The following is a 7,092-nucleotide window of genomic DNA, read 5'->3' as shown; positions in this document are numbered from 1 at the left end:
AGGCCATCGACGAGGTCCGGCGTCTCGGCACCGGCTTGCCGAGGGGGACTTTCGAGATCTTCGGCGTCATCGGGCTGAGCGCGCCGTGCCGCATCGCGTGGCACGGCGACGAGGATCAGCAGCGGATCGCCGCGTGGTTCAAGGCGAGCTACCTCGGCCAGGGCTAGCTCGGGGTCGCCACCGGCGAGGGCTTCCGCGTCTGCCTCCGGCACTGAGCCCGCGGTGCCAGCGGCGCAAGGGCGAGAATCGGAACGGGGTGCGGTCGTGGTGCTCAGTCGCCGGGGCTGTTCCGTGGCCGTTGCCCTGCGACCGGACAGTGCCGGTTGCGTGCCCCGTGTCGACGCCTGCCTGGGGCACTCGGCCCGGCTGCGCTTCGGCTCCGCCNGGCTCCGCCGGTCAGCGCAGGCACGGCGATGCCGGATGGCCAGATCGCAGCTGTCAACCGCACTGGAGCCGCCGCCGGTCGGTGACGTAGCGGTCCGCCCCGGCGTCGCGCACCGCCGCCACGTCCTCGAACGGCGCGTGCCGCGTAACAGCGGGCACAAAGGAAGCCAGTTCGCCGAGACCGCCGCGGACGCGGGCGAACACGGTGCCGAGTGCTGGGCAGCGGGGAGAGGCGGCGCGGGAAATGACCACTCGCGGTGGTTTACCTCAGGTCCGACCTTCGTGGTGCATTGGCTCGGGATGGTCGAAGGTCACCTCTGTGACTTCTATCCCGCGTCGAGAGAGCGTCTTGCCGAACAGCGTCAACGCGTGTTCAAGCAGGTGCTCAACTTGGCCCGGATCCGTGCCCCGCACTGACAAGGTGACGGTCACACGTACGTTTCGGCCGAATTTTCGGGCACGCGACTTCAGGTACACGTCGCCGATTCCGCACGAGTCGAAATCGTGTAGGGCACCGGCTAAGGAAGCTTCTTCTTGCGTCGACGTCACAATCGTGGCGCAGCGAAGATGACCGATGCCGAGCCGGCGTTGCAGAATATGGCCGCCCCGGTGTGTCACAATGTATTTCAGTTCGCCGGGCACGCCCGGCAAAGCAAGAATGCAACCGGCGGCGACGACCAGATGGATCGCGGGCGCCACGCCGATCTCGTTCGGCACCGCCTCCGCGCCTTCGGGAAGAAGCGCCATCTTCGTTCTGGCGCGCAGCGTTTCGTCGGAGGGCACTGCTTCTGCGGCCTCAGCGCGAGCCAGTTCGGCGTAGCGTTGCTCGACCAGTTCGCGAGCGGGCTCGTTCAGCCGAACCGGCACTCCGGCGTATCCGGCGATCGCCGCCGCGGTGAGGTCGTCGCGGGTCGGGCCGAGCCCCCCTGAGGTGAGTACGAGGTTCGCTCCGAGCGAGAAAGAATCTGTCAATGCGGCGCAGATGCGCTCCCGGTCGTCAGGTACCGCGCAGACCTGCACGACCCGGCTGCCTCTCCCGCTCACCTGACGGCAGAGCCAGCTGCTGTTCGTGTCCGTCGTGCTGCCCTCAAGCACTTCGTCGCCGATGACGATGATCGCGGCCGAACCGGTCATCCGATCTCCCTCGCCGTGCCTGGAATGAAGAACTCAGGGACTGACCAGCACCTTGATCGCCGAGCGTTCGCCCATCGCCGCGTACCCGTCGGCCACCGAGGCCAGCGGGACGCTCTTGTCGAACAGCGGCGAGGCGTCGATCTGGTCGGCCAGTACCGCGTCCAGCAGTTCGGGAAGGTAGTTGCGCGCCGGCGCGACGCCCGCCTGAAGGGTAATGTTGCGCCGGATCATGGCGTTCACATCGACCCAGGTCGGCTGGCCGGTCACGCCGACGAGGCAGACGTCGCCCCCGCTTTTCGCTACGCCCACCGCCGTCGCGAGGGACTGTTCGCTGCCGAACGCGTCGATGACCGCGTCGGCGCCGTCTCCGCCAGTGAGCGCCCGGACCTCGTCGATCGCGGCTTGGTCCCTGCTCAGGACGATGTCGTCGACACCGAATTCGCGGGCCATCGAGAGCCGGGGCGCATGAGTGCCCATCAGGATGATCCGTTCGGCGCCCAGCCGCCGCGCGGCCAGCACAGTGCACAGGCCGACCGCGCCGTCTCCGACGACCGCGACCGTCCGGCCGGGCCGCACCTTGGTGGTGACGCCCGCGTGGTGGCCCGCGGACAACACATCGGCCAGCGGCAGCACCCGTCGCAGCAGCTCGGCATCTGCGGTGCCCGGTACCGGCACCAGAGTCCCGTCGGCGTGCGGAACCCGGACCGCTTCGGCCTGACAGCCGTCCGCGCCCGCCTCGCCCCAGAGCCCGCCGCTGCGGCACGATGTCGGCAACCCGCGGAGGCAGAACGAGCAGGTGCCGTCCGACCACCCCATCGGCGCGAGGACGGCCTGGCCCGGCCGGACGGACCGGACAGCACGGCCGACGTCGGAGACCACGCCGACGAACTCGTGCCCCATCCGCTGTGCGCCCGAGACCGGGTCGACACCGAGGTAGCCGCCGAGATCCGTGCCGCACACCGCACTCAGCGCGACCTCGACGACAGCGTCGGTCGGCCGTTCGATCCGGGCGTCGGGAACACGGTCCAACCGGACGTCGCGGGGACCGTGCAACACAGCTGCAAACATGGCGACTCCAGCGCGGGAAGCGAGTTGGGCGGGCCGAACACGATCCGGTAATTGCACATTGCGAGAATGGCGAAGGCAATACTTCGCCGGAGGGGGAGCGCGTTGGGTTCGCACGGATATCCCTAGGCGCACAATTGAGGGCTCTGGATTGTGCGTGCCATGGGCCGTGGCTACCCTGCCCGCCCGAAGTCTCGTTCTTGCGAGCGAACCGCGTGCGGCACTCGGTCCTGCGGGGTGCTCACCGCGAAGCGGACCGGAGCAGCGCGGAGTTCCGGCCGAGTCCGCGGGCCTCGTTCCGTTCTGCCGTCCATTTCGTGAAGTCGGGGGAGGATCTGTTCCCCGCCCAATGCGTAGCGGGGTATCCCATCGTGATCGAGGCGCGGGCCGCGCCGAGGTGCCGCGGCAGATTCGCTCGGCGACCTGGCCTGCCGGAACGTCGACGGTCGAGTGGACACCCCCCCGGAGATTCGCCGGAGCAATGCTCTCCGCAGGGCGACTTGCGATCTCGGCATGTGTGCGCCACCGCGCTCTCCCGCACAGCGATTGCCCACGTCCTGGCGGCGCCAGCCCTGCCGTGTCGGCGAGGCCGGAAAGAACCGGAGCGCGGGCCTGGCGCTTTGCCGGAACGGAAAGCATCTCGCGACCGTGTCGGCCGCTGTGCGGGAACTGTTCGGAAAATTCGACCGCATATCTCCAGGACTGACCTGGACCACGCAATGGCATCCCGAAGAGAAACTCCCCGCCGAGCCTGGCCTCTCCTGCGACGACCCCAGCGTGTACGTCATCCTCGCAGGAGCCGGAAGAAAGAGATAACACCAGGACCGCGGGACGTACCGTCCCCTTGCCGGTATTGAAACAACGAGACCCGACAGCGCCGTCGCAGTTCCGCAGATACCGTGTTCGACGCAACCTCGCCCCGGAAGGCTGCTCGGCGGTGATCGTGCCGTCCGGCACGGGAAGCCGGACAGCCACCGGGGCCGCAGCAGCGCGGCGACCGTCCCGGAGGGTCGCCGCATCCCGGCATTCGAGCTGTTCGCGCGCGTGGGCCGCACCTCGGCGTCAGGGTCCTGGCGGGGTCTGCGGGAACAAGTATCGCAGAACAGGAACGGTTTTCTGGCTATGCCTGCCCGATGAAGGCGGGCTCCCTGAATCGCAGCGGGGGATTTACCGTGGAGGCATGAGCGTGAAACTGACTTTGAACAACGGCGTCGAGNGATGCCCGCGCTGGGCTTCGGCGTGTTCCAGACCCCGCCCGAGACCACCTCCGCGTCCGTGGCCGAGGCGCTGCGCGTCGGCTACCGGCTGATCGACACCGCGGCTTCGTATTTCAACGAGCGCGAGGTCGGCGAAGGCATCCGCCGGTCCGAAGTGGACCGTTCGGACGTGTTCGTGGAGACCAAGATCTGGATCAGCGATTACGGCTACGACGAAACCCTGCACTCGTTCGACAAGAGCGCGGGCAAGCTCGGCGTCGAGCAGATCGACCTTCTCCTGCTGCACCAGCCCGTCCCGGCCGATTTCGCCAAGACGATCGGCGCGTACAAAGCGCTGGAGAAGCTGCTGGCCGACGGGAAGGTCCGCGCGATCGGCGTCAGCAACTTCGTGCCCGGCGTTCTCTCGGATCTGCTGAAGGAGACCGGCGTGATCCCCCCCCGATGAACCAGGTCGAGGTGCAGGTCGCGAACGCCGAGCACGGCATTCTGACCCAGGCGTGGTCGCCGATGGGCGGCATCACCAGCTACCGCGGCGACAGCAGCACATCGATCTTCACCGATCCGGTGACCGGCGAGATCGCCGCCGCGCACGGCAAGACGCCCGCTCAGGTGATGCTGCGCTGGCATCTGCAGGAAGGACGCTCCGCGATCCCGAAGTCGGTCAACCCCGAGCGCATCGCGGCGAACTTCGACGTCTTCGGCTTCGACCTCAGCGCCGACCAGCTCGCGCCGATCGCCGCGCTCGACACCGGCGTCCGCGGCGGACCGGACCCCGAAGCGGTCACCATGGAAGCCTTCGATCGCGACATCCCCGAAGCCTGAGCCCGATGACCACCGGCGACCCATTCCGGTTCGCCGCGATCGGCACGCACTGGCAGATCGACACCGAACGTCCGCTTCCCAGGAGCTGCGCGGCCGGGTCTGCGCGCTCGCGGAGGATTTCGACCGTCGGACTTAGCCGAAGAAGACCGGACTGTCCTGCGTGGGAGTAGAGATCATGCCCGTCCGGTAAAAGCTTCGGAAGCATCGGGTGGCGCCGGAAGACGCGGATGTCCCGGCGGGAACGCGGGGAAACAGCCGTCAGAACCTTCCGGCTCAAGTCGGAGACGATCACGCGAGACCAGCACGCGGCCACGGGAGAAAAGTCCCTCCGACCTGTGCCTGCCGTGCGCGGGAACGACAGCTCTGCCAAGGAGTACCAGAGCACGGGCGGCTGAGCTCGTCGAACCTTTCGGTGCCGAGTACGAGCAAACTCAGGTGGCCAGGACTTCCATGAGCACGTCTTCTGCGTGCAGGTAGCGCAGGGAATCGACCCAGAGCCGGTAGCGGCGGGCGCGGCCGTGGACGGTCGCGGCGTAGGCGGCGATGTTCGCGTCGGTGAGCGCGGTGAAGACCTGGTCGAGTTCTTGGGCGGTGAGGTCGGCGATCTCGGCCCAGGCCCGCGCTCGGATGCCGTTGCCGAATCCGTGCGGCGGGAGCCAGAACATCGGGCCGCGGCGGTCGTATCCGGGATCAGGGGTGTGCGGTGAGCTCACGGGGCGTCCTGGTATTCGGCGGTGGTGAGTCCGAGGAATGCGTTGCCGCGGAGGAAGGGAACGGCGCGCGGCCACGAGGATTGGGCCGGCGTGAAGGGTTCGTGGCGGGTATGCCAGGCCTGGGTGCGGCGGGTTTCGTCGAGTTCCCACGCCAGGAGCGCGAGCCGGCTGCGGAGAACGGGTTTCGCGAGTTCCGGTGCGGCCATGGGCGCGTGGTCGCGGCACAGTCCGTGGCCGTGCACCCAGGCTTCGCGGACGGTTTCGTGGCCGGCGGCGGCTTCGAGGAGGTCGAGTTCGCGGCGTTCGCTCACCACACCGGCCGCGCAGGCGGAGCAGGTGGGCGCGGTGTGACGGAAATGGAGGAGAGTCTCGGCGACGTGGCGGTCCGGGCGGCGGAGTTCGGCGGCGGCGAGGTCGAAGCGTCTCCGCAGAAGGGGCTGCCACGAGCGGCGGAGCCGGGCGAGCGGGCGGGGGCGGGGCGCGGCGGTGAGCCGTTCGGCGAGCTGGGTCAGCCGTGCGCGGGCTTTCTGGTGCATCAGGCCGCGCACGCGGCGAGCGCCCAGGTCGTCGAGGACGGTGGCGTCGCCGAGATGGCGGGCGCAGAGCCAGGGTTCGGAAGGGTCGAGCCGGTCGGGATCCTGGTCGAGGAGCCAGCTCAGGTAGCGCAGTTCGCCCTGGGCGCGGTTCCGGCAGCCGGGGCAGCAGTCCCGGCCAAGGTCATCGACCACGCGGTCGATTGTGGACAGTTGGGTGAGCCGTTTGTCGTTCTCGGCGAGAACCTGGGCGGCGCGGGCCAGGAGGGCGGCGCGGACCGGGACGTCGGGATCGGACGGATCGACGGGCTGCTGATGAGCTGCCAGTCCCGCGAGCGTGGCCGCGTGCCGCCATGGCGCGGAGTGCAGGAGGTCCAGCAGGTGCGAATTGCACAGGCGGCCGGTCGCCGCGAAAATCTCCGGGTCGTCCAGCCGCCGGACGATGGCGTCCAGGCGTCGCTCGGTCGAGGCCGCGGTTTTGGCGCAGGCGTCGCAGCGGCCGCTGGTGGTGCCGGCAAGAGCGGAGGAGACCAGGTCGCCGAGGAGGCCGGGCAGCACCTGTGCACTGTCCGAAGTGGACATGAGCAGTCTGGTGTGGCGGTCGCAGAAGCCGCCGGTGTGCGCGACGCGGCGGCGGTAGTCCGGGTCGCGGTGGGTTTCCATGACGTACCAGGTGCGCCAGTGGTGTTCCGCGCTCTCGGCGTCCCGGCAGAGCAGGCAGCCCTCGCCGGTCAGTTCGCGCAGGAGTGCGCGGCGTTCGTCGGCGTGCCGTGACGGGCTCTTCATGTCGTGCTCCGCAGGTGTGCGACGCGGTCGCGGAGGGCTTCGAGACGGGCGGCAGGAGGACCCACGCCGTCGAGGCGCCGTCGCATGGCTTCTTTGCGCGGGTCGGGGTTGAGGGAGAAGGCCAGTTGCAGGGAGGTGTGCAGGAGCCATTGGTGGTACTGCAGCAGCCGTTCGGCTTCCGCCGCGAGGCCGACGCGGTCGCCGTCGACCGGGATGGCCGCCAGTTCTTCGCGCAGCCGGTGATAGGTGCTGACCAGTTCGCCGGCGGTGCGGCCGAGGCGGCCGGGGATGTCGCCGGGAGCGCCGCAGGCCCGCACCGCGTCGTCGGCCTCGGGCGCGGCCGCGGCGGCCTGGTCGAGGACGGACACCAGCCTCGTCAGCTGCTCCCCGGCGGACAGGCGCTGGCGGCGGAAGCGGCTGAGGAAACCGGGCATCGGG

General features: G+C 69.2%; 6 protein-coding genes and 1 pseudogene. 1 reads left to right on the top strand and 6 read right to left on the bottom strand.

Translation table 11 applies throughout. The annotated features are described in order from the left end of the window. Positions 1-438: 438 nt before the first annotated feature. Genes A4R44_RS30885 through A4R44_RS30875 form a run of 3 tightly spaced genes read right to left on the bottom strand, consistent with a single transcriptional unit; the run spans position 439 to position 2,586 of the window. Entirely contained in the window at positions 439-636 is a 198-nt protein-coding gene (locus tag A4R44_RS30885; protein ID WP_067588535.1) for a hypothetical protein, read from the bottom strand. A gap of 15 nt (positions 637-651) precedes the next feature. Continuing rightward, complete coding sequence (locus A4R44_RS30880; RefSeq protein ID WP_067588533.1) at positions 652-1,518, bottom strand: molybdopterin-binding protein; 867 nt, start codon at positions 1,516-1,518, stop codon at positions 652-654. Between the two features lie 33 nt (positions 1,519-1,551). Continuing rightward, positions 1,552-2,586 (bottom strand): zinc-binding dehydrogenase, encoded by a 1,035-nt coding sequence (locus tag A4R44_RS30875; protein WP_067588531.1) that lies wholly within the window; start codon positions 2,584-2,586, stop codon positions 1,552-1,554. Positions 2,587-3,763: 1,177 nt separating this feature from the next. Here A4R44_RS30875 and A4R44_RS30870 point away from each other — a divergent pair. After that, positions 3,764-4,622: pseudogene (locus A4R44_RS30870) on the top strand (aldo/keto reductase). Between the two features lie 431 nt (positions 4,623-5,053). Here the strand turns inward: A4R44_RS30870 and A4R44_RS30865 are convergent. From A4R44_RS30865 to A4R44_RS30855, 3 genes are read right to left on the bottom strand one after another with little or no spacing between them, the layout of a single operon-like run. After that, entirely contained in the window at positions 5,054-5,335 is a 282-nt protein-coding gene (locus tag A4R44_RS30865; protein ID WP_067588529.1) for a hypothetical protein, read from the bottom strand. Continuing rightward, positions 5,332-6,654: a hypothetical protein gene (locus tag A4R44_RS48395; RefSeq protein ID WP_067588527.1), complete on the bottom strand. Its 1,323-nt coding sequence runs from the start codon at positions 6,652-6,654 to the stop codon at positions 5,332-5,334. Before A4R44_RS48395 ends, A4R44_RS30865 begins: the two co-directional genes overlap by 4 nt. Next, complete coding sequence (locus A4R44_RS30855; protein ID WP_067588637.1) at positions 6,651-7,088, bottom strand: hypothetical protein; 438 nt, start codon at positions 7,086-7,088, stop codon at positions 6,651-6,653. The genes A4R44_RS48395 and A4R44_RS30855 overlap by 4 nt, the downstream gene beginning before the upstream one ends. Between the last annotated feature and the right edge of the window lie 4 nt (positions 7,089-7,092).

This window comes from Amycolatopsis sp. M39 (assembly GCF_001651785.1).
GTDB lineage: Bacteria > Actinomycetota > Actinomycetes > Mycobacteriales > Pseudonocardiaceae > Amycolatopsis > Amycolatopsis rubida.
The sequence above is the reverse complement of the archived record's forward strand: the minus strand, read 5'-3'. Positions and strand labels throughout refer to the sequence as shown.

Excerpts from the sequence above, each read along its gene's own strand:
- A4R44_RS30880 (WP_067588533.1), bottom strand. The coding sequence starts at position 1,518 with ATGACCGGTTCGGCCGCGATCATCGTCATCGGCGACGAAGTGCTTGAG.
- A4R44_RS30875 (WP_067588531.1), bottom strand. The coding sequence starts at position 2,586 with ATGTTTGCAGCTGTGTTGCACGGTCCCCGCGACGTCCGGTTGGACCGT.
- A4R44_RS48395 (WP_067588527.1), bottom strand. The coding sequence starts at position 6,654 with ATGAAGAGCCCGTCACGGCACGCCGACGAACGCCGCGCACTCCTGCGC.
- A4R44_RS30855 (WP_067588637.1), bottom strand. The coding sequence starts at position 7,088 with ATGCCCGGTTTCCTCAGCCGCTTCCGCCGCCAGCGCCTGTCCGCCGGG.